We start from the raw sequence: 25,783 nt of genomic DNA on the forward strand, positions 1-25,783 counted from the left end.
TACTTTATTTAATAGTATGCACCCATCAACAACGTTTTGAACATTTGGACGGATATTGATAAGTTAATAATAATTGACCTCAACAGCCAATATTGTGCAACAGCCACTTTCTCTCAAAAGAAAAAAGAACCAAAAAAAATACTGAGCGTAGCGACCTCATGAACGCTTTAAAAAAACAAACAACAGTGAATAACGTCGCGGCTGCGCAAGAAACTTTGAATGTTTGTGCGTGGGCAGGGCTTGTGCTACCCGTTCCTTACGATGCCGCATTTTTTCGGTTATTAAGAAGCAGTGCGTTTGCATGGCGTTGAATAGGCAAGCATTGACAACCTTTTAAAAGGTTGTCAATGCTAAAACGAAACTATCTTGTCTCCTGATTCTCTATTCTTGATTCTACTTACAGAGCTCCTGCCTTAATTTCATCTACTACAGCAGGATCAAGTAAGGTTGAGGTATCGCCCAGGTTGGTGGTATCGCCTTCGGCAATCTTCCTTAATATGCGGCGCATAATTTTGCCCGAACGTGTTTTTGGCAGACCTGTTACAAACTGAATTTTATCAGGTTTGGCGATAGGGCCAATAATGCGTGATACCGTCATGATGATATCTTTGCGGGTAAGTTCCTCGTCGCCATGTTTATCCGGACTAACCACGTAAGCATATACGCCCTGGCCTTTAATATCGTGCGGGTAACCAACCACTGCCGATTCAACCACACTGCTGTGCATGTTAATGGCATTCTCCACTTCGGCAGTACCAATACGGTGACCGGATACATTCAGCACGTCATCCACACGGCCGGTAATGCGGTAATAGCCATCATCGTCGCGCAGGCAGCCGTCGCCGGTAAAATATTGGTTTTCGTAAGTAGCAAAGTAAGTAGTACGGCAGCGCTCGTGATCGCCGTAAGTAGTGCGCAGCATACCCGGCCACGGGAACTTGATACACAGGTTTCCGCTTACGCCATTTCCTTCAATTTCAACGCCGTTCTCGTCAACCAATACAGGTTGCACGCCTGGCAGCGGTAAGGTAGCGTAGCCCGGTTTGGTCGGGGTAACGCCTGCTATGGGCGATATCATAATACCGCCGGTTTCGGTTTGCCACCAGGTATCAACAATAGGGCATTTATTTTTGCCTATATTATCATCAAACCAGTGCCAGGCCTCTTCATTAATTGGCTCACCTACCGAACCTAATTTTTTAAGCGTGCTCAAATCCTTATTATTCACCTGATCGAGCCCGAAACTCATCAATGAGCGAATAGCGGTTGGCGCGGTGTACAGGATATTTACTTTATGCTTATCAACAATCTCCCAGAAACGGCCGCAATCCGGCCAGGTTGGGATCCCCTCAAACATTACTGTGGTTGCCCCTTGTGATAGCGGGCCGTAAACGATGTAAGAATGACCTGTGATCCACCCGATATCGGCCGTACAAAAATAAACTTCGCCGCGCTCGTACTGAAAAACGTTGGCAAAGGTATACCCAGCGTAAACCATATAACCACCGCAGGTATGTACCACACCCTTAGGCTTACCGGTTGAGCCCGATGTATACAGAATGAACAGCATATCTTCAGCATCCATTTCTTCGGCAGGGCAATCAGGATTACCTTGAGTTTCTACCTTTTTAATTTCGTCTTCCCACCAAACATCACGGCCTTTTATCATTGATACCGGGGTATGGCTGCGGGTAAGTACAATTACTTTTTTAACAGTAGGGCATTGTACCAGGGCATCATCTATTACACTCTTCAGCGGAATTTCTTTGGGCCCACGTTGGCTGCCGTCGGTAGTAATTACCAGGGCGCAGGTAGCATCATTTATCCTATCGGCAATTGACTGGGCCGAAAACCCGCCGAATACCACCGAATGGATAGCGCCGATACGGGCACAGGCTAATACGGCAATGGCCAGCTCGGGTACCATCGGCATATAAATACAAATACGGTCGCCTTTTTTAGCGCCGTTGTTTTTAAGCACATTGGCAAACTGGCAAACTTTATCATGCAGTTGTTTATAGGTAAGCACGCGGTGATCTTCATGCGGATCATTAGGCTCCCATACAATGGCAGGCACATCGCCATGTTTTTCGAGGTGGCGGTCGAGGCAGTTTTCGGTAATGTTCAGCTTGGCGCCATCAAACCATTTAATACTTGGCTCTCTGAAATTCCATTGCAAAACATTGTCCCATTTTTTTTTCCATTGAAAATTATCGGCAATGTCGGCCCAAAATTCTTCGGGTTTTTCAACGCTTTGTTTATAAACTTGCTGGTACTGTTCAAATGATGTTATCTTCATCAAAGTAATTTTTGTTAGTATAATTGGTAAAATACAGGCTGTGATAAATAAAATTTGGCCTCAAATAATCAGTTTATGCCTCCTAAAATACAGTTTTTAACCACTGTGGTTTTACATAATGAAAAGATTTTCAATTTTTTTGCTCATGGTATTGTCTATTTCACTAAAAAACCTGATATTTGCACTCCTCATTAAATCGAGGAAGTAATAAATAGATTTGTCATGTCAAGAATTTGTGATTTAACAGGAAAAGGATACATGAACGGTAATAGTGTTTCAAACTCAAACGCTAAGACTAAACGTAAATTTTATCCTAACTTAAAACTAAAGAAGTTTTATATCCCTGAAGAAGATAAATGGATAACCTTAAAGGTATCTACTTCAGCAGTTAAAACTATCAGCAAGAACGGTATAACTGCTTGTATCAATAAATTTGTAAAAAAGGGATACATTTAATAGATAGTTGAATTATACGGATTATAAGATGCATGTAATTGCGCCTTGTAGTTTGTAATATACAACTTACAACATAAAAAAATTATGGCTAAGAAAGGTAACAGAGTTCAGGTTATACTTGAGTGTACTGAACATAAAGGAAGCGGCCTGCCAGGCATGTCTCGCTACATTACTACCAAGAACAAGAAAAACACAACTGAAAGGTTAGAGTTAAAGAAATTTAACCCTGTACTTAGAAAAGTAACTGTTCATAAAGAAATTAAATAATAACTGTTGCTATTGCAGTTTGCGGTTTTAATTAACTGTATAATCACAATCACAACTTTACAATATTAGATTATGGCAAAGAAAGTAGTTGCAACCCTGAAAACAGGTAAAGGCAAAGAATATTCAAAAGTGATCACCGCTGTTAAATCACCAAAAACAGGTGCTTACACTTTCAAAGAACTGATTGTGCACAACGATCACGTTAAGGACGCTATTAACGACGCTAAAGCTTAATAATAGTTCGTTCCGTTACAAAAATACCGAAGCCGTCTTGTATCACAACGAGAGGGCTTTTTTTGTTGAGCCCGATCTTGCATGGTATACAAGCAAGCAGCTATGCCGCCACGTTGTTTATTTTATGACGTGTACAAGCATATTACCTGTTTGCATATCGGTACATTTGCATTAAGCACATTATACATCTGCATATTATAGTTTATGGGATTATTTGATTTCTTTAAGAAAAAAGAGAACACCGAGCAGGAGCAACAAGCACTTGATACCGGTCTTGAAAAAACGAAAGACAGTTTTTTTTCGAAGATAACCAAAGCCATTGCCGGTAAATCAACCGTTGATGACGATGTGCTTGATGAGCTGGAAGAGGTACTGGTAACGTCAGACGTTGGCGTAACCACTACCCTCAAAATTATTGAGCGTATACAAGAGCGTGTTGCCCGCGATAAATATGTAAGCACTACCGAGCTTAACGGTTTGCTGCGCGATGAAATTCAAAAGCTGCTTGCCGAAAACAACAGCAACGATTTCAACAATTTTGAATATGGCAGCCATAAGCCTTATGTAATAATGGTAGTGGGTGTAAATGGTGTGGGTAAAACCACCACTATCGGTAAACTGGCTCACAAGCTTAAGCAAGCAGGCAACAAGGTAGTATTAGGCGCGGCCGATACCTTCCGCGCGGCGGCGGTTGACCAGATACAGCTTTGGGGCGACCGTGTGGATGTAAAGGTGGTAGCACAGCCCATGGGCAGCGACCCGGCATCGGTAGCTTTTGATACCCTGCGTTCGGCAGTGGCCAATGGCGATGATGTGGCTATTATTGATACCGCAGGGCGTTTACACAATAAAGTAGGCCTGATGAACGAGCTTACCAAAATTAAAAATGTGATGCAAAAGGTAGTACCCGGCGCACCGCACGAAATTTTGCTGGTGCTTGATGCTTCAACCGGCCAAAACGCCATTGAGCAATGTAAGCAGTTCACCGAAGCCACCGCGGTTAATGCCCTGGCGCTAACCAAGCTCGATGGCACAGCCAAAGGCGGCGTGGTTATAGGTATATCAGATCAGTTTAAGATCCCGGTAAAATACATAGGTGTAGGCGAAGGTGTGGATCACTTACAGCTTTTTGATAGGAAAGCGTTTATGGATAGCTTATTTAAAGATTAGTTTTCTTTGGATTTCACCGATTATTGGGGGATTACACCGATTCGGAATGATTTCACTGGTTTTTGGAATATTGATTTTAAGTTTCGATTTTTTTGATTGATAATGGATAACGCTTCATTCGAGAAAGATCTGCTCACTGAAAAGATAATCGGGTGTTGTTTTGAGGTTCATAAAGAGCTGGGACCTGGCTTTATAGAAAAGATCTATTCCAAAGCGTTACAACATCAGCTATCGATCCAAAAATTGAGTTTTGAAGCGGAGAAAGAATTTGATGTTCTCTTTAAGGGACATTTTGTAGGCAGGTTCAGGTGCGATCTGTTTATAGAGAACAAAGTAATTGTAGAACTAAAATCAGTAACAGGTTTTGATATGCCGAAGCTGTTCCATAAACAACTTTTATCATATCTAAAGGCAAGTAATATAAAAACAGGACTATTAATAAATTTCGGTAACCAAAGCTGCGAAGTAAAAAGGCTATCGATATAACACATAAAGGCAGGAAATCACCAAAAAACTGAAATCACCACAAAAAAATCAGTGAAATCAGCAACAACAAATCGGTGAAATCCAAAAACAATAAAATAGAAATCACCACAATCCTGAAATCATTGTACAAAAAAATCGGTGAAATCAGGAACAACAAATCAGTGAAATCCAAAAAGAATAAAAGGAAAATCCACCAATTGAAACGAAATCATCTTCCTCATACAGAAGTCGGTGAAATCCTAATCAATCGGTGAAATCCAAAAAGAATAAAATAGAAATCACCCAATCCTGAAATCATCGCCACAAAAAAATCGGTGAATCAGGAACAACAAATCGGTGAAATCCAAAAAGAAATAATGAGGACAAAAGAAATTAACCATGTAAAAAAGATTGCCAAACCGCGTGTGAACGTGGTTACTTTAGGCTGCTCAAAAAACATCTACGATTCGGAGATTTTGATGGGCCAGCTGAAGGGCAATAGCTTTGATGTTGTGCACGAGGCTGATAAAGTGGGTAAGGATGATATCATCGTAATTAATACCTGTGGTTTTATTGATAATGCCAAGCAGGAATCTATCGATACAATCTTGCAATACAGCCAGCTGAAAGAAGAGGGCAAGGTAGGTAAGGTTATCGTAACCGGTTGCTTGTCTGAAAGGTATAAACCCGAACTGGAAGCCGAAATTACCAACGTTGATGCCTATTTTGGTACTAACGACCTGCAAAATATATTACACAGCGTTGGCGCCAACTACCGCCACGAACTGATCGGCGAGCGCTTACTCACCACGCCTTCGCACTTTGCTTACTTTAAAATTGCCGAAGGCTGTAACCGTCCGTGTTCGTTTTGCGCTATTCCGTTAATGCGGGGTAAGCACCTTTCGCAGCCTATTGATCAATTGGTAAACAATGCCAAAAGCCTGGTTAAGAACGGCACTAAAGAACTGATACTGATAGCGCAGGATCTTACCTATTACGGGCTGGACCTGTATGGCAAACGCAATTTGGATGAATTGATTCGTCGCTTAAGCGATGTGAATGGCGTGGAGTGGATCAGGTTGCAATACGCTTATCCTTCCGGTTTCCCGATGGAAATATTGGATGTGATGAACGAGCGCGAGAACGTTTGTAAATACCTGGATATGCCATTGCAGCACATCAGCGATGACATGCTAAAATCGATGCGCCGTGGTATCACCAAGCAAAAAACTATCGACCTGGTAGATGCTATCCGCGATAAAGTGCCAAACATCGCTTTGCGTACTACGCTGATCACCGGTTACCCGGGTGAAACCGAGCAGGATTTTGAAGAAATGCAGCAATGGGTAGAAGATACCCGTTTTGATAGATTAGGCTGTTTCACTTACTCGCACGAAGAAAAAACGCATGCCCATTCACTGGTGGACGATGTGCCTGAAGAAGTAAAACAGGAACGCGCCGATGCCATAATGGAAATACAGCAGGGTATCTCTTTTGATAAGAACCAGGAGAAAATAGGCAATACTTATAAAGTACTGGTTGATAAAAAAGATGGCGATTATTTTGTTGGCCGTACAGAATATGATTCGCCCGAGGTAGATAACGAGGTGCTGATTAATGCCGCACTTGACTATGCAACCGTTGGCAGCTTTGTAAACGTAAAAATTGACAAAGCAGAGGACTTCGATCTTTATGGACGGATTGTAAAATAATTTTAAGTTGCTGAACTTTTGGCCTAATGCTTTACATTTGGGGCAATGGATGCTAATTGTATCAGCTATAAGGATACCGGGTATTTTTCCCAAACCGTTATTGATTACCTGGATGACGCGCCGGAACTGAGGGCTTTTTACAGCCACCGGCCGGACATGAAAGGCTTTGAGGCTTTGCTGCAAAACAAAAAAGTAGCAGCAAACCGCGATGTTTTGGCACAGGTACTGCACGATCAATATTTTAAAGGTGCCGAGCCAACCACTCAATATTCGGGTTTGGTGCAGCAAAATATTGAACTGCTAAAACAAGCCGACACTTACACTATTACAACCGGTCACCAGCTTAATATTTTCGCGGGGCCGTTGTATTTCCTTTATAAAATAGTTACCGCCATTAAACTGGCGCGTCAGCTAAAAGCCCAATTCCCCGATAAAGATTTTGTACCGATATACTGGATGGCCTCTGAGGACCATGATTTTGCCGAAATAAATTACACCAACATCGGCGGTAAAAAGGTACACTGGTGGTACGAGGCATCGGGCGCTACAGGGCGTATTAATCCCGATACTATTCGCCAGGCGCTTAACCAGTACAAAGGCGTTTTAGGCATGGAGGGCAATGCCCCCGAACTCGCCGAAATTGTAGAAACCACCTATACCAAGTTTGATAAACTGGCTGATGCTACCCGTTATTTGGTAGACGCGCTGTTTGGTCAATACGGGTTGGTGATCATTGATGCCGACGATCATCGTTTTAAGCAGCATTTCGCCCCTATCATCGAGCGTGATATTATCGAGCAAAACAGCTTTAAAAACATTACCGAAACCAACGCCAAACTGCATCAGTTAGGTGTGCATATACAGGTTAATCCGCGGGAGATCAATTTCTTTTATTTGCTGGATGGCCTGCGCGAACGTATCGTATTTGAGAACGACAGCTACAATGTGCTCAATACCGAGATCAGCTTTACCGAAGCAGAACTGAAACAGGAAATCGGCACTTATCCCGAAAGGTTTAGCCCCAACGTGGTGATGCGTCCACTGTACCAGGAATGTATTTTACCAAACATTGCCTACGTAGGCGGTGGCGCCGAAGTGGTGTACTGGCTGGAGCTGAAATCGAATTTCGACCTGTATAATGTTGATTTCCCTATTCTGATCTTGCGCAACTCCGGCTTGGTGATCCCTAAAGATTACGCGGCCAAAATAAAACGCATGGAGATTAAACCGGCCGATCTGTTTAAAACTACCGACGAGATAAAAAATCTGTGGGTAAAAAAGAACAGTCAGCATAACCTTACCTTAAAAGAGGAATGGCGCGAACTGCAAGCCGTTTTCGAAAAGATAAAACTAAGAGCTTATAAGATTGACAGCACCCTCGCACCTTCTGCCGAGGCGGTGAAGGTACGTTTGGAGCACGCCATTGGTAACCTTGAAAAGAAACTGGTAAAGGCCGAAAAGAAGAACTATCCAACCCGGTTGGAGCAAATTGAGCAGATAAAAGCCGCCCTGTTCCCTAAAGATAGCTTGCAGGAACGCAGTGAGAACTTCGGTTTGTTCTATGTTAAATGGGGACAATCATTCATAGATGAACTGATCAATAATTTTGAACCGCTCGATTTTAAGTTCACCGTGTTATCTGAATAACGATGGCGTTTAAATCAACCATCCTTATTGTACCCGGCTTAGGCAATTCGGGGCCGCAGCATTGGCAAAGCATCTGGCAGCAACAATATAATTTCACCCGTGTAGAACAGCAGGATTGGGAAACACCCGTTCGTGCCGATTGGGTTGAAACGCTTAACAATGCCGTAAGCCAGCACAATCCTCAGGATGTGATATTGGTAGGCCATAGCTTAGCTTGTACCACTATAGCCTATTGGGCACAAAAGTTCAACATTAAAATAAAGGGCGCTTTGCTGGTAGCTCCAAGCGATACCGAAGCAGATACTTATCCTTCCGGCACCACAGGTTTTTCGCCTGTTCCCTTAATTAAGCTGCCATTCAAATCAATAGTAGTTACCAGTACCGATGATTATTACGTAAATTTTGAAAGGGCCATGCTCTTCGCCGATGCCTGGGGAAGCGAGCTTGTAAATATTGGCGAAGCAGGCCACATCAACGTAAGCTCCGGGTTTGGCCATTGGCAAGAAGGCATAGAATTATTAAAGCGATTGGATCAATAGCAGATCAGCCTATTGTTAAAACAACACCCGATTTACTTATCAATCAGCATATAAACTTCGCGCATGTAGAGGGCTTCGTCCATTGCCTGCCTGAAGCTGTGCCACTCATCAACACTAAAGGTAAAATTGATATCTCGGTTGGGTGTGCGTAATATGATGCGCTCAGTACCATCGGGGAAAGGGTAAGTTAGCTCTTCGTAATCTACCTCTTCGGTAAAATTACGGAAGGCCTCAAACTGGTCGTACTCAAAGCTTAACATCAGATTATGATGCCATATATAAATCACCGAGCAACATTTGCAATAACTTATTACCGCCGAAGCTTTTTTACTTAAAACTATCGTTTCGCACATAATATTTATTTAGACCAATTATAAATAACAAAGATATTATCTATTTTTATAAATCAAAGGGATTTGTAAGAAATTGTTCTTCTTCAGGATCGAGGTTCGGGGTTTGAGGTTCCGGTATGGGTGGATGCTGTCGCGAGTTAGTATAGCGTAACTCGTGACTTATACATGGCGTAGTACCTTTCAGTTACAAAAAGATAGTCCTTATTACTTTATAATATTTGCCACTAAAACGCTTTATATTTATATTATGGAACTTAACGCCATAAAAACATATACCAGCGGTGTACTGATTTCTCCATATCCCAAACTGGTAATAATGGTGGTTACATTATTTTCAACTTTCGCTTTTATCAGTATTATTGGCGCTTTGATATTATTAGTGCCAATGGCATTTTACATTATTAATCAAACAATAAATTATAGCTTAAAACATATAGATATAGATTTTTTAAGGAACACGATTACATTTAATTCCGTTAACTTTTGGGGAGTACAACAAAAAGAAATTGTTAATGCTTCCGATCTTAGTTTTACTTACCGCAAACGGGATGTTCGCCGGATGCCGCATACAAGGAATGAATGTTGCATCTACAGTAACAATAAAACATACGCCGAATTATTGCCGGGCACTGAAGGATGGGAAGATGAACAAGTACGTCTAATCTGTACAGATTTGCAACAACTAAACTTAAAACGTCAAATTGATAAATACAGCGACAGGGAAGTTTATCTGTAATCTCAATAAGCCAATATCCTTTCTTTTATTTTGCGGCGAATCCCATTAGGCAGTAAACTTTCAACATATCTAACAAGCCCTACTTATTGCAGAGCGGCGGGACGCCGCGTAATAGCAGTCACTCGAACGGAGCCGGAGCGACTGAGAGGGGGGCTAAAAGTCTTTTCTCCGTCAGACAAACAGCTTCGGCGCAAACGTGCAGAACAGTGGAGGCCATGAGCGCAAAGGCGGGCATAGCGAACTTGTTGCATGTGGGATGGATATGAGCGGCAGGGCAAAAGTTCCAGCCCTAAGTTCTGCATGGGTTGCAGGGTAGAGGCCGGTGCGGCATAGAAGCCTTTTTACGGGACAAGCCCTTTTCCATTTGGGCTCAAAAATAATGGCCACTGTGGCCAAGAGCAGACTAACATTCATTACAGCACAAGCACAGCCTAAGTAGAGATTGCTTCGTTCCTCGCAATGACGCGATTTTACAACAAAAAAAGCCTGCCAATCGACAAGCTTTTCAAATACTATATAAGAGGTAAGATTACTTTACTCCTCTGAACAACCTGCTCCAGCGAATTTTGCTGAAGAAGCTGCCGTTATCATCCCAGCTCATCCATATAAACAAGGCTTTACCTACAATATGATCTTCCGGAACAAAGCCCCAGTAGCGTGAATCTGCGGAGTCGTGGCGGTTATCGCCCATCATCCAGTAGTAATTCATTTTGAAGGTGTAGCTGTCGGTCTTTTTACCGTTAATGGTGATCTCATTGCCATTCACTTCTACCTTATTGCCTTCGTATACCTCTATCGCGCGTTTGTAAACGGGGATAGTCAGGCTATCCAGTTTTACAGTCCAGCCCGTTTTAGGGATGATGATAGGGCCGTAGTTATCCGCATTCCAACCCCAGTGTGCATCCTGTGGAAAAACCGGGTAATTTTCGGGTATACCCTTAGGGCGTATTGATGGCACAACGCTTTTAATTCCCGCAGTTGCCTTCACTCCCTGGGCCGATGCAGGCGTCATGGTAGTAGTACCATCGCCGTTATAGTCGGATATGTTAAATTGTCTGTTCAGTAAGGGGTTGTAGCTTGTACCGTCGGTGGTTGATATTACATAATCAATTTGCCCTTCCGGCGGATTTGGCGCTGCTTTACCATTTACATATACCTGCGCGTCAACCACACTTAAAGTATCGCCGGGCGCACCCTGGCAACGTTTAATATAGTTCTCGCGTTTATCAACCGGGCGGGATAGCGGTGCATCGGCATCCATAGGGTAATTGAATACCACTACATCGCCTTTTTTAACATTGCTGAAACCCGGTAAACGGTAGTATGGTAATTTAATACCATCCCAGTAAGCCTTGGTGCCGGTTATTGGCATGGTATGGTGCGCAAACGGGAATGCTACAGGCGTCATCGGTAAGCGTGCGCCATAGTTAACCTTGCTCACAAATAAGAAGTCGCCTACTAATAATGAGCGCTCCATTGATGGGGTTGGTATGGTGTAAGCCTCAATAAACAGGGTGCGTATCAGCGTAGCGGCAATAACCGCGAAGATGATGGCATCGGTCCACTCACGGGCGGCACTCTTTTTCTTGGCAGGATTTTTTTTTCTCCAGAATCTCCAGTTCATTATAAATGTATGTTGGCAGCAAATTAAATGCTGAAGTTAAACATATCGGCAACGGTATAAAACCCTTTCTTATCTTTTAACCACTCGGCGGCAAGCACGGCGCCCAAAGCAAAACCATTACGGTTATGCGCGGTATGCTTAAACTCTATGGTATCAATCTCCGAATCGTAAATAACGGTATGCGTACCCGGTACGCTCTCAATACGGTGCGATTCTATCAGCAGTTGGTCGGCGCGCAGGTTGTCTTCCGCAGGGGTATCAGCTATTAAAATATTGGCCCATTCTTTTTTGGTATCAATATTATCAATTATGCCTTCGGCAATGGTAATAGCGGTACCGCTCGGCGAATCGAGCTTTTGGGTGTGGTGTATTTCTTCTACCTGCACATCATAGTACGGGTAATTGTTCATTATTTTGGCAAGCACTTCGTTCACCTTAAAAAAGATGTTTACGCCTACGCTATAGTTAGAGGCATACATCAACGTGTTGTTGCCGGCCTCGCATTGCACTTTCAATTCGGGAATGTGCTCGTACCACCCTGTAGTACCTATAACGATAGGTACACCCGTGTTAAAGCAATGCTGAATATTAGTTAATACTGATGATGGGGTTGAAAATTCAATAACGGCATCTGCCTTTTGAAGGTTTTCGGTAGTAAGCTCGTGCTGGTTGTTGTAATCTATTTTAAGTACAATTTCATGCTTACGGTCAAGGGCTACCTTTTCAATGCTCTTACCCATTTTACCGTAACCTAATAATGCAATTTTCATCAGAATATATTTTTGTGCAAGTTATTGATAATACTGAGATATTATCAAAACGTAAAGGTAAGTTTTATGCCCGGGATATAAGTACTGTTAATATTACTGGCGTACATGGGCTGGTTTATCAAACCGGGGGTTATACGTATGGACAAATCTTCATCCATGGTATACGAGTGCATAAACTTGGCATCAATATAAGCATCAACCATTTGTATACCCCAGGCACCTAAAATACCCAGTATACTTAAATCGCGGTTACGCCTGTAGCCATCTACATAGCTCTCAATATTTGTTTGGGTGATAGATGAGTAATCCTGATAGGCCTGGTAGTATTTATCACCCGGATTAGGTGCTTCTCCCCTACGCCTGTATTTGGCCACGGCCAAAAACTCCGAATAGTACTTTTGATTGAATATCACTGCCGAACCTAACAACCCCAGGCCGGTATATACGATAGGCACTTTCCACCATTTACGGTTATAGGCCTGCCCCCAGCCAGGTACCATTAGCGAACGCATTACCGCCTTGTGCGGACTATGCGTGCTATCCGGGTGATATTTGCTTTTAGTGGGTTCCTGCGGTTTAAACGCTACTGATGGCTTGGTTTCCTTTTTGGGCTTTTCGCTTTTCTTACCGGTATCTGCCTTTTTTGCGGGCACGGTATCGGCAGCAGCCTTTTCCGAAACAGCGGTGCTATCGGTAGTTTGCGCTTTCGCGGCAAAACCGGCTACGGTTAATAAAAAAATTATCAGCAGGTGTTTAAGCATTTTTACCAATCCAGCATTTCAAGTATCCGGTTCAGGTCATCTTCTGATAAAAATGGTATCTCGATGCTTCCTTTACCTTGTGGGTTTACCTTAAGTTTAACTTGTGTGCTAAACTTTGAGGCCAGTTCGTCCTGTATTTTTTGTACCTGGAAGGATAGTGGCTCGGGTTGTTTACCCTCTTTTTTCACAGTGTTACGCTGCATATCCCTCACCATTTCTTCCGCTTTACGAACGGATAAATCGTGCTGGATAATATACTGATGAAAAAATATTTGTTTTGCCGGATCGTCAACGCCTATCAATGCCTTCGCATGCCCCATGGTAATTACCCCATCGCGCAGCGATGCCTGTATAGCAGGCGGCAACTTTAGCAAACGCAGGTAGTTGGTAACGGTAGAGCGGTTTTTGCTCACGCGTTCGCCCAGCTCTTCCTGCTTCAGGCTGCACTCGTCAATCATCCGCTGAAAGCTCAGGGCTACCTCAATAGCGTTCAGGTTTTCGCGCTGAATGTTTTCAATAAGCGCCATTTCCAGCATTTGCTGGTCGTTAGCGGTACGTATATAGGCCGGTATATCCTTTAGGCCAGCCATTTTTGAGGCGCGCAAACGGCGCTCGCCCGATATAAGCTGGTAATGGTTATTATTTACCTTACGTACGGTGATAGGCTGTATCAGCCCCTGTTTTTTTATCGAATCTGATAGTTCGGCCAATGCCTGCTCATCAAACTCGGTACGTGGCTGAAAGGGGTTAACCTCAATCTGCTCAATCTTTATCTCGTTAACCGAACCCAGGTCGTTTACCTCGGGCTGCTGCGAAGCTTGTGTATTCTTATTATAAGGCAGTACATCAACAGAATCGTTTAACAGTGCACCTAATCCTTTACCCAGGGCTTTTCTTTTCTCTGCACTCATTTATTATACTGTTGCTGTAGTTTGCGCTAATTCGCTTTTTACTAATCCGTTCTTATTGATGATTTCGCGTGCCAGGTTCAAATAATTGATAGCGCCTTTACAATTAGCATCGTGCATAATTACCGATACGCCAAAGCTTGGCGCTTCGCTTAAACGGGTGTTACGCTGTATAATGGTATCAAAAACCATATCCTCAAAATGCGTGCGCACCTCTTCAACCACCTGGTTGGATAGGCGAAGCCTTACATCGTACATGGTTAATAATATACCCTCAATAGCCAGCGTAGTATTCAGGCGCGATTGTACAATTTTTATGGTGTTCAGCAATTTACCTAAACCCTCTAACGCGAAATACTCGCACTGTACCGGTATAATTACCGAATCGGCAGCGGTAAGGGCGTTAATGGTGATCAAACCCAGTGATGGCGAGCAATCGATGATGATAAAATCGTACTCATCTTTAACGCTCTCCAATACCTGCTTCATTTTATACTCGCGGCCGCTCAGGTTGATCATCTCAATTTCGGCACCTACCAGGTCGATATGCGCCGGTAAAAGATCTAAATTAGGGGTATCGGTTTTTTGGATAGCCTCATGCGGGTCTATCTGGTTAATGATACACTCGTATATGCTATTCTTTATATTACGCGGATCAAAACCTATACCCGAGGTTGAATTTGCCTGGGGATCGGCATCAACCAATAATGTTTTATATTCTAATACGGCTAAACTTGCAGCCAAATTAATTGATGATGTAGTTTTACCCACGCCACCCTTTTGATTGGCCAGTGCAATAATTTTACTCATTCTATATATTTATTTTATCACAGACTTATAATAACGAAGAATAGGCTCAGAAATTTCTACCTTCGTACGGTTTTTTACCGGACGCTAAGATACGCAATAAAATTGTACCGAAATCCACAGTAAATGCCAACTTACAAACAATAATTACCTGCTTGGGTTAGCTATTGATTTGCTGAATGAATGAATTACCCGGATGTGAGTTCCACACTTACGATAACCATATCAACGTTTAAATTTATTCAGTCACGTTATCAATGCGGCAGTAATTCAATAATTTAAAAGCAAATGGTTACCATCATATCATCAACCAACCGGCCGGGCAGTTCAACGCTTAAAGTGGCAAAATACCTGCAAAAAAGGTTAAGCGCCAAAGGTACCGAAGCCGGGATCTTATCACTGGCCGATCTGCCTTGTTCCATCTCCGTTACCGACCTTTACGGGCAGCGCAGCGAGGAGTTTAAACCGATACAGGAAATGATCACCAAAACCGATAAATTTTTGTTTGTGATACCCGAGTATAACGGCAGTTTCCCCGGCATATTGAAGATATTTATTGATGCCTGCGATTTTCCGGATAGCTTTTACGAAAAGAAGGCCGCGCTGGTAGGTATATCATCGGGCAAGTATGGCAACATTCGCGGTATCGACCATTTTACAGGCGTGTGCCACTACTTGCACCTGAATGTGATGCCGCTGAAAATTCATATCTCGGCCATTAAAAAAGAACTGAATGCCGACGGTGATTTCTTTGAGACCGATACCGTTCGCTTTACCGAAGAGCAACTGGATAAATTCATTAAATTTTAAGCTATCGAACTATCAGCACCCAGCCTGTGCGTTTGGGCATTTTATTATTGAGGTCGATCATATAATAATAGCTGCCTGCGGGTAATGGCGTGCCGTTGTAAGTGCCATTCCAGGGTTTGCTGTAGCCAACGCTGCGATATACCTGCTGCCCGTAACGGTTAAATACAGTAGTTACACTTTGCGGCAAGGTGGCCAATGCATCAATACTCCAAAAATCATTAACCCCATCGCCATTGGGCGAAAAAGTATTGGGAATATCCACCCTGTGAAAAACCCTTACCAGCACACTCGCGGTATCAGTACCGCAGGGGCCGCTTAGCGTAAGTGTATACTTTATGTTTTCGCGCGGACTGGCTGTCGGCGTTAACGAATACGGGTCATCCAAATCCATCGGGGTAGACCAGCTAAAGCCCGTCACATCTCCCGATACAACGGCACCATCCAGTTTCACCGATTGCCCCTCATAAATAGCCTGGTACGATGTGAGACTTACAACCGGCTTGTTCAGCACCCTTACGGTAACAGTGGCAATACTGCTGCAAGCTCCTTTATCGGCTACTACCGTGTAGGTGGTGGTTTCGGTGGGTGTAACTGTGGGGTTGGCAATATTAGCATCGCTGATGCCGCCCCCTCTTGTGGACGCCGACCAATGGTAATTCGCGCCGCCCGTAGCCGTTAATTGTGTAGATTCACCCAAGCAGATCTCCACGTTTGCTGCTATGGCCGATACTCTAATTTTAGGATCTACCTGCACCGTAACCGGTACTTTGGGGCCAATGCAGCCCGCCGTCATCGCTTCGGCATAGTAGGTTCCGGCCTTGTCAAGTGCTATATCGGTAAATGTAAGGCTTGCATCGGTACTGAATATAGGGTTGGCAATTCCCGGCCCTGTCCATCGGTATTGCTCGCCGCCACTCGCTGTCAAGGTTAAGGCGCTGCCCTCGCAAACTGCCGCGGGCGTGGCTACTACAGCCACAGGCAAAGGGCGCACGGTTAGTGTATTTACCCCCGAATACACCCTGCAATTAGGTGAGCCGATATTACCCGTACGCGCCAATGCTACACGGTATTGATACACCCCGGCAGATAAATTTGCAGGCGTTTGATAAATGGCCGTATTGGCATTTGGTATATCAACCCAGGTATTGTTCTCAAGCCTTTGCCATTGCCTTTCGGTATACCCGGCAGAAACACCGCCTACGGTTAAAGGCACCTGCGTATTGCAAACGCTCCGGGTGATATTCTGGTCGCTGCCGTCAAAACCAGTAACTATGTTGGGGCCGCACGCTCTGAAGGTAATATCATCCAGTAAAAAATCGTTACCGGCACCGCCCGGCGCTTTGTTGGTGATCCTTAATATTACTGTAACTTCATTTGCACCTGTGGTAAAAGTTTTTGAAAAAGGCAGCCACTGCGGTGTGGGTGTGGGCATAATACTACCGGTAGATAATCCATCTGTTAACAAAGCGCCATCTGTTGTTTCGATAGAAAACAACAGGTCAGGTTGATTGTTCCCCGCTGCAGTAGTGATGAGATTTAATACATAGGCCTGAAACTGGTAAGTGGTATTCGGGCAAAGTGGGCCTATCTTCTTAACAAAAAAAGTACTTTCGTCATAAGATGCATTAATGATCATCATGCGCCCATCCGGCCGCGAAGGTATAGTATGATCTTGTGTTACATTATGCCATGCGCCGGGATGACACGTTGGATCAACGCTATTTACGATACTGTATTCGCCATGTCTGTTGAACCTATCTTCCGGACAAGAATTGGAAGTATAAGAAATTTCCAACACCTCCCCATCGGGCAGCGCCCCGCCTGGCTGGGGGCCATAGCCAAAATCCTCCGTTACTACCGGATCACCAAAACTGCCCGTGCAATCGCTCTGCGCGGATGCATCAATAGTGCAAAACGCAAACAGCGCAAACAATAACAGCTTGGTAATTAGTACACGCATTAAATAGGGGGAGGTTAAGCGGTGAAAGATAATTACATTATCAGCAATATCAAAATGGCAGTTAGGCAATTACAGCTATATTCAAACTGCCTAAAACTACCTCACTATCAATACCCAACCCGTTTGCCTTGGCGATTTACTATGCGGGTCGATAATATAATAATAAGTTCCGCCCGGTAACTGGTAACCGTTATATGAGCCGCTCCACGGGCGGGCGTAGCCTGTGCTGCGAAATACCTCCTGCCCGTAACGGTTATATACCGTGGTAACACTATTGGGGTAGGTAGCCAGGCCGGGGATATTCCAGTAATCGTTAATGCCATCGCCATTGGGCGAAAAACTATTGGGTACTTTTATTTTGTTATACACTTTAATAAACACACCCGCAGTATCGGGCTCGCAACGGCCGCTTACATGCAGCACATAGCGGGTATCAGTAAGCGGACTGGCAATAGGTGTAAGCGAGTTAGGATTATCGAGATAGAGCGCCGGTGTCCAGTAAAAGCTATTGACGTCGCCTGCTGTGCCGCCGTTTAGGGTTATAAACTGTCCTTCGTTCATCTCAATAGTACCGGGCACTATGGCCTTCGCGTTTTTAATTATCTTAATGGTTACCGTTCTTGTTTCGGTACAGGCACCGTTGTCTATAGTAACTGTGTAGGGGGTAGTTTCATTTAATACAGCCACCGGATTAGGAATATTATCGGCACTTAACCCTGTTGATGGTGTCCATTTATAATTTACACCGCCTGTTGCCTCCAGCGCCACAGGCACTCCCTCGCAAACCTCAACATCACTGGTAATAGTCGCTATAATTTTAGGCTTTACATCTATTTCAACGGTGGTTTCGTCACCGGGGCAGCCATCCGTTATGGCCTGTACGGAATAAGTCCCCCCCTGCGCGAATGTAATGTTGGGAATGGTTAGGTTAGGATCGGCCTTAAATACCGGCGATGTTATCCCCGGCCCCGACCACTTATATTGTGTACCACCCGATGCCGTGAGGGTTACATTACTACCTTCGCACACAGGCTGCTGATTAAACGGCGGCACCACCGGCCGGGCCTTTATATTCAGCGTAATTATATCCGAATAAATACGGCATTGCAGGGCATCGAGGTTGTTGGTTTTTGCTACGGCAACACGGTATTGGTGCATCCCGGCAGGTAAATTATCGGGGGTTAAATACCTGTCGCTGTTTTCGCCGCGGTTCTCACCTTTTATATCTACCCAGGTTTCGCCTTCCAGCCGCTGCCATTGCCGTTCGGTAAAGTTAGCAGTGGTACTTACTTTTAAAGCATATGCAGAAGCTTCACCAACGCAAATACTTTTTTGCATTGGGGTACCGGCATCATCAAATCCGGTTAGCACATCGGGGCCGCAGGCGCGAAAGGTAATATCATCTAAAATAAGATCATTACCATAACCACCATCACCATCGTTGTAAATTTCAACTACTACATCGTTGGCATCGCCCGGCACGATAAATGTTGTAAATATCTCTTGAAATTGAGGCCCTGCTGTGGGACCTATGGGTATAGGATCTTTATTAGTGTGTGTGATTTCCTCACCGTTGGCCCTTTTTACCTTGAAGCGTAAAGTGGGATGTAAAGCATCCGGTCTGGCAGGATTTGGACGCATGAGATCCAACACAAAAACTGAAAATTTATAGGTAGTACCGGCGCAAAGATTATGAGCCGTTTGTGTAAAAAACAGCCCTTTATCTTCAGACGCGTTCACGAGCATCATATTTCCTCCGGGGATATGAGCGCCATTTCGGTCTGTAGTATGATCTTGCAGAACGGTGTGCCAGCTTTCGGTATGACAACCGGGATTGAATTTTACTATAGAATATTCACCATTTTCAGGGCAGCGACCTACAACATACTTGTAATTGGTTTGCTGCGTACTTAGCGGCGCGGATGAACCGTTGCCAAATGTCTCTTCAATCACCGGATCGCCATAGTTGCCTGTACAAACCTGAGCCGATACCTTACCGGTACAAATAGCAAACAACACACATAACAGTAACCGTATGATCAATAAGCGCATTTAAATTTAGGAAAGCAGGTTTATATTTTGCAGCGGCGGTTAAGGTAATCACATTTAAGGCAAAATCAAAATGCTAAACCATACTGTTTTAACAATTTAGCAGGAGGTGAAAATGACTAAGGACTTGATCGAAGTTTTGCTTTTTGGGGCTGTAATTTTACTCATCCGGTCTTAGCTACGCTCGACCACCTTCTCTGCTTCGCAAAGAAGGCTTTTTTGGGGAGCCTTCGGCTTTTAGCTTTTGCCTTTGGGCTTTCATCCTTTTTCCTCCCCTTACCGCATAATCATCACCCAACCCGTTATTTTAGGCTTATTGCTTTTCAAATCGATAATATAATAATACACGCCGGGCATAAGTGTGGTGCCATTGTAGGTGCCGTTCCATGCGCGGCTGTAGCCAACGCTTCTGAATACCTCCTGCCCGTAACGGTTATACACCGTGGTTATTCCCTGCGGAAAGGTGAACAAGCCGTCAATTTTCCATTCATCGTTAATGCCATCGCCATTGGGCGAAAACGCGTTGGGCGGTACTATCTTTTTAAATACATGCACAAACGTACTTAGCGGCGCTTCGTTGCCGGTGCAGGGGCCAACAAGATTTAGCGTGTAGATGATATTATCGGGCGGAGTAGCTACCGGGTGCAACGCGCGTGGATTATCGAGATAGGTTGACGGTGTCCAGTAATATTCAGTGATATCGCCCGATATGGTTGCATCCAGCGTTACCGATTGCCCTTCGGATATTTCCTTTATCGGTGTAACCACCCCCCTCGGTATCTTGAGCACATTTACCGTTACCTCGTAACTTGCCGAACAGGCATCGTTACTAATGGTTACCGTGTAGGTGGTGGTATCGGTTGGCGATGCTACCGGGTTTTGCGCGTACGGGTTGTTCAAACCAACTACCGGCGACCAGCTATACGTATAATTATCACTAACATCGCCACCTGTTTGCGTGGCCGATAACGTTACCGATTCGCCTTCGCAGATAGGGTCAACCGCGGCAACGCTCGCGCTGAACTGCCGCTTAACCTTTATTGGTAGCAGCACAGCTTCGCCCAAACAACCCGACGCGGTTTTAGCCTGCACCTTGTATGTCCCGCTGTTTTGTACGGTGGCATTTTCAATGGTAAAAACCGGATCGGTTTGCTCTACTGTTTGTCCGTTAGGTTTGGTAAACACATAAGCATGGGCGCCTGATGCCGTAATGATGATGCCGCTACCCTCGCAGTAAACAGGTACAGAGGAGGCAGTTATCCTGGGTGGTAAGGTTAAAATATTTGGGCTCGAATATGTTCGGCAATATATCGAGCCTATATTGGCGTCGTTAGTAACTGCAACCCGGTACTGGTATTCGCCTGCGGCCATACCGTTGCCGGTATTTATGGTGAGCTTGTCGTTTGTTTCGCCCGCAATATCTATCCAGGTATTATTAACCAGGCGCTGCCACTGGTAATTGCGGTAACCTACCGGTGCGGAGGCCGACATGTAATAGGTTTTATCATAATCGGCACAAATAGGCTGCCCTTCTACTGATGGTATATCGAACCCCGTTGAAACCGCCGGGCTGCAAGCCCTGAAACTGATATCATCCAACGCCAGATCATTACCGGCATCGCCATTGGCATTGTTAGATATTTTTACCACCACACTGGTAGTTAAAACGCGGGTGGTGAAAAGTGCCCTTATCGGGTGCCACTGACCATCGTTGGGAATATCACCGGCGGCGTAAGGGGCCATGAGATCCTGCCCATCGGGAGTTTGCACCTGTAAAAGAAGATTAGGCTTAACGAGATTGGTGAAGCCGGGTTTTACCAGGTTAATTACCCAAACCTCAAACTGATAAGTAGTGCCGGGGCAAAGTTGCTGATCTTTAGTGGGCTGCATATAAAATACGCCCGGCGCCGCATTTGCCGCTACCATCAACATGTTGCTGTTTGATGAAGGATCCATTTCATAGGTATGGTCGTGATCAAGCGTTAGCCAAACACCCTCATAACAATTGCTGGTACGTTTAGCCAGGCGATACGCGCCGTTATAAAGGCATTCTTCCTGGGTGTATTCATAAGTAGTAACATCAGCGCCGAGAGGTTTATCTACATCGAACGACTCTTGCAGCACCGCGTCGCCGAGGTTGCCGGTACAGCTTTGGGCATAACTGTTCACCGCCGCAACAGCCATTATCACGCACATCATCAACCGGGTGACCAATACTCGCATCAAGACCAAAAAAAGTGTGGTTTAAACTTCAATTAAGCAAGTTAGCCACATTTGCTACAATAACAAAGCTGGTCACATAATGAACAATGATACATTGTTGCAAACAAATATTTTATCGTACAGTTAAACTATCTACAAAACATATACTAATATGAAAACGCGATATATTGCATGCCTGTTTGCTGCCGGTTTACTGGCTGCCGGTTGTGGCGGTAAAAAGAAGAACGCCAACTACAACAAAAGCGATACGGTTGAAAATAAAAGCAACCAAAAGGTAAAACTGCCTGCGCCTTATGCTACCAAATCGGTAACTAACTACAGTAATGTAATTGGCTGGCCTGCGGGTAAAACGCCCACAGCGCCCGAAGGTTTTACCGTTAGCTTGTTTGCCGATAGCCTGCGCAATCCGCGTAATATATATGTTGCCCCCAACGGGGATATTTTTGTATCAGAAGCCAATACCGAGGCCAAAGGCGTTAAAAAAGTTGGCGCTGCAATAACAGGGGTTAATAAATCGCAAAACCTGGGCAAAAGCGCCAATGATATATTATTGTTCAGAGATACCAACGGCGATGGAAAGCCCGATTTGAAAACGGTTTTCCTGAGTGGCCTTAACCAGCCTTACGGTATTTTGGTTGTGGGCAATTGGTTTTACATAGCCAATACCGATGGGGTGTGGCGCTATCCGTATAAAACAGGCCAAACCAAAATTGCAGGCATTGGCAAACGGATATTAAAACTACCTGCCGGGGGATACAACAACCACTGGACCCGCAACCTGTTGGCCGCTAAGGATGGCAGCAAGATCTATATATCGGTAGGTTCTGGTAGTAACGTGGGTGAGCATGGCATGGCCAATGAGAAACGCCGCGCCAATATATTAGTGATCAACCCCGATGGTACAGGAGAAAAAATATATGCCGCTGGTTTACGTAACCCGGTTGGTACCGATTTTGAACCGACCACAGGTAAATTATATACCGTAGTAAATGAGCGCGACAAATTGGGTGATGACCTTGTGCCCGACTATTTAACCGGCGTAAAAGAAGGCGGCTTTTATGGCTGGCCTTATGCCTACTTTGGCAAACATGCCGACCCTGTACTTAAGGGCGCCAATAACGATATGGTAAACAAATCCCTGGTACCCGATTTAGCGCTTGGTCCGCATACGGCCTCGTTAGGTTTGGCATTTTATACCGGCGACAAATTCCCGGCTAAGTATAAGGGCGGTGCCTTTATCGGTCAGCATGGTTCGTGGAACAGATCGAAACTGGTAGGATACAAAGTGATATACGCCCCATTTGCCAATGGCAAACCAACCGGCAAAACCGAAGACTTTCTGACCGGCTTTATCGCCAACCTGGAGAAGAACGAAGTATACGGTCGCCCGGTTGATGTAGCAGTGCTTAAAGATGGCTCGATACTGGTATCTGACGATGCCTCGAACCGCTTGTGGCGCGTGGCTGCCAATTAATTACATTCTTACAAAATGAAGATAGTCCTTTAATTTTTAAAGGACTATTTTTGTTGATATCCCCCATCACAAGTGCAAAAAATCTACCTTACCATTTTCCTGTTATCAGCCGGCTTAACAGCATCGGCACAAACCAACAAAACACTTAAAGCCGACACGGGCGCCTTAAAGGGAGTAACCATTCGTGGCTATCTGTCGTCCGAGCAGCCTGTAATTACCGAGCCTGCATCTGTTGGGGTTATCGGTGCAAGCCAGCTACAAAGGCAGCCCGATAATTCTTTCATCCCGGCGCTGAACACCTTACCGGGCATACGTGCCGAAGAGCGTACACCGGGCAGTTACCGCCTGTCGATAAGGGGAAGTTTACTGCGCTCGCCGTTTGGGGTGCGTAATATTAAAATGTATTATGATGAAATTCCGCTTACCGATGCCGGGGGCAATACGTACCTCAACGCCATTGATGTAAGCAGTATACAAAATATAGAAGTACTGAAAGGGCCCGATGGCAGTTTATTCGGCGCTAACTCGGGTGGTGTGGTACTGTTAAACCCGTTGAGCCAAAGCAGTGAAGATTACCTGTCGGCCGGGATAAACGCGGGTTCGTATGGTTTGTTCCACCAAAAGGCAGGTTTGCAAAAAACGGTGGGCAACTACACGCTTAATCTTAACCAGGCTTATCAAAGTTATGGCGGTTACCGCGACCACAGCTATATGTACCGCCACTTTGTAAACATGGCCAACCGGTTTAAGTACGCAGGCAATAATGAGCTGCGTGCCTTGCTATTTTACTCCGACCTTAATTACCAAACTCCCGGCGGCCTCACCGAAGCACAGCGCGATGCCAACCCGAAAGCGGCACGCCCGTCAACGGCCTTAGTGCCGGGTGCTTTAGCCCAAAAGATAGGCATTCAGCAAAAAATGTATTACGGTGGCCTGGTAAATGAATGGCATTTGAATAATCGGATTCGCAATGTGGCCACCGTTTTTGGTAACCATGTTGATTTTGCCAATCCCTTCATCACCAACTATGAGCAGCGCAGCGAAAATACTTATGGCCTGCGTACTTATTTTGAACTGAACGGCATCCCGAAACAAAACCTCGACTGGAAGCTGAACTTGGGCGTGGAGTGGCAGCAAACCAACGCGCATATCCGCAACTATGATAACAATGGTGGCGAACGCGGCAATGCGCAGGCGCTCGACCAGATTAATACCAACCAGCATTTTATTTTCACCCGTTATGCTGCCACGTTTTACAAACGCTGGCAACTGGAAGCAGCACTTAGCTTAAATTACTATCAGTATAAATTTAAAAACGAATTTCCGCTTAACCAAACAGGGTTTAATAAGCAAAGTTTTGATCCGCAGTTGATGCCGCGGGTAGCACTGTCATACAGCGTTACCAATAATTTTGTGTGGAGGGCATCGGTAAGTCGCGGGTACTCCACCCCAACTATTGCCGAAGTGCGCCCTACCAACAACATTGTAAATACCAACCTCACCGCCGAATACGGCTGGAATTACGAAACCGGTTTCAGGTTACGTAATAAAGATGAAAGCACATTTTTGGATGCCTCTGTTTTTTACTACCGATTGCAAAATGCCATTGTGGTGCGCCGGCTGGCCAACGAAACCGAATATTATACCAACGCGGGCGGTACCAATCAGCCGGGTTTTGAATTGTATTTCAGCAGTTGGCTGTACAGACAAACTACTGGTTTTGTGCGCGGCGTGCAGTTCAATACTTCGTATACATTCAGCCGCTTTACATTCAGGGATTACTCCGATGCCACAACCAATTACTCGGGCAAGCAGTTAACCGGTGTACCCCGCAACGTAGTGGTGAGCAGTATACAGTTAAGAATGCCGCAAAATGTATCGCTATTTGTACAGCATAACTTTACCGACAGGCTGCCCCTTAACTATGGCAACACCGCCTTTGCCCCTCATTATCATTTGCTACAGGCAAAAGCCAGCTGGCAGATACTAACAGGCAAAACTCGTTTAGAAATATTCGCCGGAGCCGACAACCTGCTGAACCAAAAATACAGCCTCGGCAATGATTTAAACGCCGTAGGCAACCGCTACTATAACCCTGCGCCTATGCGTAATTTTAATACGGGAGTGAGTTTCTTGTTGTAGGTTGTGGGTTGTAAGTTGTGAGGTTTCAGGGGCGAGGTTCGGGGCTTGAGTGGCTTTTCGCTCTATGAACGTTTAAGCCGACTTGAATACTTTGTTAGCTCGCGGCGGGACGCCGCGGAATAGTTGCCACTTGGCGGAAGCCAAGCGGCTGCGGTGTAGGGTAACATGCAAAAGCACAAACGTAAATAACCGACAAAATGCGGCATCGTAAGGAACGGGTAGCACAAGCCTTGCCTAAGCAGAAACTTTAAAAGTTCCTTGCGCAGCCGCGACTTTTCTTTTTTGGTACTTTTTTCTTTTGAGAGAAAGTGGCTGTTGCACAACTAACACAATGTTGAAAAGACATTAATAATGAAAGGCGAGGTGTTTCTTATCTT

The 25,783-nt window shown here is 44.8% G+C and carries 22 protein-coding genes; 12 read left to right on the forward strand and 10 right to left on the reverse strand.

Translation table 11 applies throughout. The annotated features are described in order from the left end of the window. Positions 1–397: 397 nt before the first annotated feature. Positions 398–2,299 (reverse strand): acetate--CoA ligase, encoded by a 1,902-nt coding sequence (gene acs, locus ABD894_RS27555; RefSeq protein WP_345214330.1) that lies wholly within the window; start codon positions 2,297–2,299, stop codon positions 398–400. Positions 2,300–2,521: 222 nt separating this feature from the next. Here acs and rpmB point away from each other — a divergent pair, with 222 nt between their 5' ends. The 8 genes from rpmB (at position 2,522) to ABD894_RS27595 (ending at position 8,789) form a co-directional block, all read left to right on the forward strand. Further along, on the forward strand, positions 2,522–2,755 hold the full coding sequence (gene rpmB, locus ABD894_RS27560) for a 50S ribosomal protein L28 (RefSeq protein ID WP_345214331.1): 234 nt from the start codon (positions 2,522–2,524) through the stop codon (positions 2,753–2,755). Positions 2,756–2,839: 84 nt separating this feature from the next. Further along, positions 2,840–3,022 carry a 50S ribosomal protein L33 gene (rpmG, locus tag ABD894_RS27565; RefSeq protein WP_345214332.1) on the forward strand — a complete coding sequence of 61 codons (183 nt, stop codon included), beginning with the start codon at positions 2,840–2,842 and terminating at the stop codon, positions 3,020–3,022. Between the two features lie 72 nt (positions 3,023–3,094). Further along, entirely contained in the window at positions 3,095–3,256 is a 162-nt protein-coding gene (locus ABD894_RS27570) for a DUF4295 domain-containing protein (RefSeq protein WP_345214333.1), read from the forward strand. Positions 3,257–3,460: 204 nt separating this feature from the next. Then, complete coding sequence (ftsY, locus tag ABD894_RS27575) at positions 3,461–4,426, forward strand: signal recognition particle-docking protein FtsY (protein ID WP_345214334.1); 966 nt, start codon at positions 3,461–3,463, stop codon at positions 4,424–4,426. Positions 4,427–4,528: 102 nt separating this feature from the next. Further along, positions 4,529–4,912 carry a GxxExxY protein gene (locus ABD894_RS27580; RefSeq protein ID WP_345214335.1) on the forward strand — a complete coding sequence of 128 codons (384 nt, stop codon included), beginning with the start codon at positions 4,529–4,531 and terminating at the stop codon, positions 4,910–4,912. A 356-nt stretch (positions 4,913–5,268) separates the two neighbouring features. Then, a complete protein-coding gene (rimO, locus tag ABD894_RS27585; RefSeq protein ID WP_345214336.1) occupies positions 5,269–6,603 on the forward strand; it encodes a 30S ribosomal protein S12 methylthiotransferase RimO in 1,335 nt (444 codons plus the stop codon). A 45-nt stretch (positions 6,604–6,648) separates the two neighbouring features. Then, positions 6,649–8,250 carry a bacillithiol biosynthesis cysteine-adding enzyme BshC gene (gene bshC, locus ABD894_RS27590; RefSeq protein WP_345214337.1) on the forward strand — a complete coding sequence of 534 codons (1,602 nt, stop codon included), beginning with the start codon at positions 6,649–6,651 and terminating at the stop codon, positions 8,248–8,250. A gap of 2 nt (positions 8,251–8,252) precedes the next feature. Beyond that, the gene (locus ABD894_RS27595) at positions 8,253–8,789 is read left to right on the forward strand and encodes an RBBP9/YdeN family alpha/beta hydrolase (RefSeq protein WP_345214338.1); all 537 of its coding nucleotides are present in this window, start codon (positions 8,253–8,255) and stop codon (positions 8,787–8,789) included. Between the two features lie 32 nt (positions 8,790–8,821). Here ABD894_RS27595 and ABD894_RS27600 read toward each other — a convergent pair whose 3' ends face one another. Continuing rightward, positions 8,822–9,142, reverse strand: a complete 321-nt coding sequence (locus ABD894_RS27600) for a DUF6686 family protein (RefSeq protein ID WP_345214339.1) — start codon at positions 9,140–9,142, stop codon at positions 8,822–8,824. Positions 9,143–9,389: 247 nt separating this feature from the next. On the opposite strand from ABD894_RS27600, the gene ABD894_RS27605 reads away from it, so the two are divergent. Then, positions 9,390–9,878 carry a hypothetical protein gene (locus tag ABD894_RS27605; RefSeq protein WP_345214340.1) on the forward strand — a complete coding sequence of 163 codons (489 nt, stop codon included), beginning with the start codon at positions 9,390–9,392 and terminating at the stop codon, positions 9,876–9,878. Positions 9,879–10,407: 529 nt separating this feature from the next. Here the strand turns inward: ABD894_RS27605 and lepB are convergent. From lepB to ABD894_RS27630, 5 genes are read right to left on the reverse strand one after another with little or no spacing between them, the layout of a single operon-like run. Continuing rightward, complete coding sequence (gene lepB, locus ABD894_RS27610) at positions 10,408–11,502, reverse strand: signal peptidase I (RefSeq protein WP_345214341.1); 1,095 nt, start codon at positions 11,500–11,502, stop codon at positions 10,408–10,410. 23 nt (positions 11,503–11,525) lie between these two features. After that, positions 11,526–12,272 (reverse strand): 4-hydroxy-tetrahydrodipicolinate reductase, encoded by a 747-nt coding sequence (dapB, locus tag ABD894_RS27615; RefSeq protein WP_345214342.1) that lies wholly within the window; start codon positions 12,270–12,272, stop codon positions 11,526–11,528. A 44-nt stretch (positions 12,273–12,316) separates the two neighbouring features. Beyond that, positions 12,317–13,033, reverse strand: a complete 717-nt coding sequence (locus ABD894_RS27620) for a DUF5683 domain-containing protein (RefSeq protein WP_345214343.1) — start codon at positions 13,031–13,033, stop codon at positions 12,317–12,319. Between the two features lie 2 nt (positions 13,034–13,035). Beyond that, entirely contained in the window at positions 13,036–13,944 is a 909-nt protein-coding gene (locus tag ABD894_RS27625) for a ParB/RepB/Spo0J family partition protein (RefSeq protein WP_345214344.1), read from the reverse strand. Between the two features lie 3 nt (positions 13,945–13,947). Beyond that, the gene (locus ABD894_RS27630; RefSeq protein ID WP_345214345.1) at positions 13,948–14,751 is read right to left on the reverse strand and encodes a ParA family protein; all 804 of its coding nucleotides are present in this window, start codon (positions 14,749–14,751) and stop codon (positions 13,948–13,950) included. Positions 14,752–15,036: 285 nt separating this feature from the next. On the opposite strand from ABD894_RS27630, the gene ABD894_RS27635 reads away from it, so the two are divergent. Next, on the forward strand, positions 15,037–15,558 hold the full coding sequence (locus tag ABD894_RS27635) for an NADPH-dependent FMN reductase (RefSeq protein ID WP_345214346.1): 522 nt from the start codon (positions 15,037–15,039) through the stop codon (positions 15,556–15,558). Between the two features lies 1 nt (position 15,559). On the opposite strand, the gene ABD894_RS27640 is transcribed toward ABD894_RS27635, so the two are convergent. The 3 genes from ABD894_RS27640 to ABD894_RS27650 form a co-directional block, all read right to left on the reverse strand. Beyond that, positions 15,560–17,518 (reverse strand): T9SS type B sorting domain-containing protein, encoded by a 1,959-nt coding sequence (locus ABD894_RS27640; protein WP_345214347.1) that lies wholly within the window; start codon positions 17,516–17,518, stop codon positions 15,560–15,562. 96 nt (positions 17,519–17,614) lie between these two features. Further along, entirely contained in the window at positions 17,615–19,561 is a 1,947-nt protein-coding gene (locus ABD894_RS27645; RefSeq protein ID WP_345214348.1) for a T9SS type B sorting domain-containing protein, read from the reverse strand. A 282-nt stretch (positions 19,562–19,843) separates the two neighbouring features. Beyond that, positions 19,844–21,766 (reverse strand): T9SS type B sorting domain-containing protein, encoded by a 1,923-nt coding sequence (locus ABD894_RS27650; protein WP_345214349.1) that lies wholly within the window; start codon positions 21,764–21,766, stop codon positions 19,844–19,846. A gap of 175 nt (positions 21,767–21,941) precedes the next feature. Between ABD894_RS27650 and ABD894_RS27655 the strand changes: the two genes are divergently transcribed. Further along, positions 21,942–23,264, forward strand: a complete 1,323-nt coding sequence (locus tag ABD894_RS27655) for a PQQ-dependent sugar dehydrogenase (protein ID WP_345214350.1) — start codon at positions 21,942–21,944, stop codon at positions 23,262–23,264. Positions 23,265–23,336: 72 nt separating this feature from the next. Then, positions 23,337–25,406 carry a TonB-dependent receptor gene (locus ABD894_RS27660; RefSeq protein ID WP_345214351.1) on the forward strand — a complete coding sequence of 690 codons (2,070 nt, stop codon included), beginning with the start codon at positions 23,337–23,339 and terminating at the stop codon, positions 25,404–25,406. Positions 25,407–25,783: the final 377 nt, after the last annotated feature.

Origin of the sequence: Mucilaginibacter gynuensis, assembly GCF_039541195.1 — a bacterium.
GTDB classification, from domain to species: domain Bacteria; phylum Bacteroidota; class Bacteroidia; order Sphingobacteriales; family Sphingobacteriaceae; genus Mucilaginibacter; species Mucilaginibacter gynuensis.

Bases quoted from the DNA above. Each gene is read 5' to 3' on its own strand.
- lepB (WP_345214341.1), bottom strand. From the start codon at position 11,502: ATGAACTGGAGATTCTGGAGAAAAAAAAATCCTGCCAAGAAAAAGAGT.
- rpmB (WP_345214331.1), top strand. From the start codon at position 2,522: ATGTCAAGAATTTGTGATTTAACAGGAAAAGGATACATGAACGGTAAT.
- ABD894_RS27580 (WP_345214335.1), top strand. From the start codon at position 4,529: ATGGATAACGCTTCATTCGAGAAAGATCTGCTCACTGAAAAGATAATC.
- ABD894_RS27570 (WP_345214333.1), top strand. From the start codon at position 3,095: ATGGCAAAGAAAGTAGTTGCAACCCTGAAAACAGGTAAAGGCAAAGAA.
- ABD894_RS27640 (WP_345214347.1), bottom strand. From the start codon at position 17,518: ATGCGTGTACTAATTACCAAGCTGTTATTGTTTGCGCTGTTTGCGTTT.
- ABD894_RS27600 (WP_345214339.1), bottom strand. From the start codon at position 9,142: ATGTGCGAAACGATAGTTTTAAGTAAAAAAGCTTCGGCGGTAATAAGT.
- ABD894_RS27625 (WP_345214344.1), bottom strand. From the start codon at position 13,944: ATGAGTGCAGAGAAAAGAAAAGCCCTGGGTAAAGGATTAGGTGCACTG.
- ABD894_RS27630 (WP_345214345.1), bottom strand. From the start codon at position 14,751: ATGAGTAAAATTATTGCACTGGCCAATCAAAAGGGTGGCGTGGGTAAA.
- ABD894_RS27635 (WP_345214346.1), top strand. From the start codon at position 15,037: ATGGTTACCATCATATCATCAACCAACCGGCCGGGCAGTTCAACGCTT.
- rpmG (WP_345214332.1), top strand. From the start codon at position 2,840: ATGGCTAAGAAAGGTAACAGAGTTCAGGTTATACTTGAGTGTACTGAA.
- acs (WP_345214330.1), bottom strand. From the start codon at position 2,299: ATGAAGATAACATCATTTGAACAGTACCAGCAAGTTTATAAACAAAGC.
- ABD894_RS27650 (WP_345214349.1), bottom strand. From the start codon at position 21,766: ATGATGTGCGTGATAATGGCTGTTGCGGCGGTGAACAGTTATGCCCAA.
- ABD894_RS27620 (WP_345214343.1), bottom strand. From the start codon at position 13,033: ATGCTTAAACACCTGCTGATAATTTTTTTATTAACCGTAGCCGGTTTT.
- dapB (WP_345214342.1), bottom strand. From the start codon at position 12,272: ATGAAAATTGCATTATTAGGTTACGGTAAAATGGGTAAGAGCATTGAA.
- ftsY (WP_345214334.1), top strand. From the start codon at position 3,461: ATGGGATTATTTGATTTCTTTAAGAAAAAAGAGAACACCGAGCAGGAG.
- ABD894_RS27655 (WP_345214350.1), top strand. From the start codon at position 21,942: ATGAAAACGCGATATATTGCATGCCTGTTTGCTGCCGGTTTACTGGCT.
- rimO (WP_345214336.1), top strand. From the start codon at position 5,269: ATGAGGACAAAAGAAATTAACCATGTAAAAAAGATTGCCAAACCGCGT.
- ABD894_RS27605 (WP_345214340.1), top strand. From the start codon at position 9,390: ATGGAACTTAACGCCATAAAAACATATACCAGCGGTGTACTGATTTCT.
- ABD894_RS27595 (WP_345214338.1), top strand. From the start codon at position 8,253: ATGGCGTTTAAATCAACCATCCTTATTGTACCCGGCTTAGGCAATTCG.
- bshC (WP_345214337.1), top strand. From the start codon at position 6,649: ATGGATGCTAATTGTATCAGCTATAAGGATACCGGGTATTTTTCCCAA.